Below are 2104 nucleotides of genomic sequence, written 5' to 3'. Positions count from 1 at the left end.
TCTTTTGATTTTAGAATTTCTTAATTTTCATGATTTTACATTATTAAAAGGTTCAACTTATTTATATTATACAATATTCATTTTATTTTTTAATTTTTTTGAAGATATTTATTAATTTTTTAATTATTCATAAATAATTAAACTTAATAAAATATTATTAACTCTTGCCCGCACTGTTATAAATTTTTGTAAATAAATTCATTTTTAGAAAAGAGATTTTAAAAATATGCAGAGTTAAAAAAACATTTACATTTTTTTAAAACAGTGCGCAGTGTAAAAATTAACAACTATTAATTAATTTAAAATTTTCTATTTATTTAAAATAAATTATTTCTTCTTTTTTATCATTTCTTTTTTGTTTAACATTTTCCAAATAAAAAAACTTAAAAAAAATAATATAATTATTAAAACTTATTATTAATAAAACTCTTAATTTTTTTTAAGATGAAATATCATTTGCCACTAAAAAAACAAGTTCACCCTTAGTAAATTAATTTTAATGAAAATTAAACTTATTTTTTTTCTTTTTTATGATTTAATTATATTTAATAGTAGTTTTGTTTTTTTAAAAAAATGCTATATAAAAAAAAAAAAAAAATGAAAGAAAAAATATAAAAAAATGGAATGGAAACAATTTTTTAACAAGAATAAAAAAGAAATTATTTTAATAATTTTTATAGCGATATTAGCGATATTAATAATTGTAATATCTTCGATTTATGATCATAAGCGAAAGAATTTGCCAAAAGAATTAAAAGGACGTACTGTAGAAGAATTAAGAGTTACTGGATGTACTGCAGAAAAATTAAAATGTGTCGGATATACTGCAAAAGAATTAAAAGAGGGCGGATATTATTTCAAAGACTTAAGAAATGCTAGATATACTGCAAAAGAATTAAAAGAGGCCGGATATAGTGCAAAAGATTTTAAAGAAGTCGGAAATGGTTTTTTTAATAATTATACTGCAAAAGAATTAAAAGAGGCCGGATATTCGTGGAATTGGATGGGGTCGCAGTCGGTAAAAAATGCAGGATATACTTTAAGAGAATTAAAAGAAGGTGGATATACTGCAAGCGAATTAAAAAATGATTATACTCCAGAAGAATTAAAACAAGCTGGATATACTTCAAAAGAAATTGAGAGATGGTATTAAATTTAGCATTCCAAATTTATAAAAACAACAAATTTTCTCAAAAAATAATTCCATTAAATAATCAAGAAATAATGGATTTTATTAATAAAAACATAATACTAATTATTCTAGTAAACAAATTAAAGTTTTCAAAAAAACATTAACAAAAATCCAAACCTTTATCAACCTAAATAAATAACAATTTCTCTTGATCTAGCCACCATACACTATTACGAATAATGGTGCGAACTCAATGGAAAAACAGGATCAAAACAAGGTCTTATCAAACGTCAAAAATTAATTTGTATCAACAAAATCGATGAAAAAGGACAATTATTAAATTATCAACAATTTTACGCTAATAACAAATTACGAAAACATGACGAATATTCAAATGGTGGATTAATTAGAAATATACAGTCTATTTATCCAATAAAAAACAGTTAATTACATTAATAAATTTAATCCAATAAAGAATAAATCAATCGATGATTTTATAATAAACGAATTATTAAAAAATGAAACCCTTTTAAATGGAATAAAAACTATTATTGAATTACAAAAAGTGATCCTACATCTCAAAATCAAAAAGATAACAATCGATTGAAAAAAATAATAAGAAAAACTAAGAAATTTTTTAAATTAGAAAAACATGAATTTGTTGAAATAATCAATTCAATCAAATATATATTCAATCAACTATATATAAAATAAATTATTAAATTTAAAAAACACGACCTAAACATCTCAAAAAAGGAGAATAAAATATGCATTAATGAAGACATAATTTCATTATAAAAAAATAAAATGTTTCATATAACAAAAAATTGCTGGAAATAAGTCTTTTTTTTAAAATAACAATAATTAAATTTGTTATTTTAATTATTTAGATCACGACCTAAAAAATTCAAACAAAAAAGTTAAATTTAAGGGATAAAAAAATAATTTAGTTTATTTAATTTAAATTGAAAT

General features: G+C 20.4%; 1 protein-coding gene. It reads left to right on the top strand.

Annotated features, from left to right (window positions below; translation table 11 throughout):
- Positions 1 to 619 precede the first annotated feature (619 nt).
- Positions 620 to 1153, top strand: coding sequence for a hypothetical protein (locus KTO59_RS04070; protein ID WP_284928781.1), 534 nt, complete (start codon positions 620 to 622; stop codon positions 1151 to 1153).
- Positions 1154 to 2104: the final 951 nt, after the last annotated feature.

Source organism: Candidatus Phytoplasma sp. AldY-WA1 (assembly GCF_020312115.2).
GTDB lineage: Bacteria > Bacillota_I > Bacilli_A > Acholeplasmatales > Acholeplasmataceae > Phytoplasma > Phytoplasma vitis.
This window is presented reverse-complemented; position numbering and strand designations above follow the sequence as displayed.

Bases quoted from the DNA above. Each gene is read 5' to 3' on its own strand.
- KTO59_RS04070 (WP_284928781.1), top strand. From the start codon at position 620: ATGGAATGGAAACAATTTTTTAACAAGAATAAAAAAGAAATTATTTTA.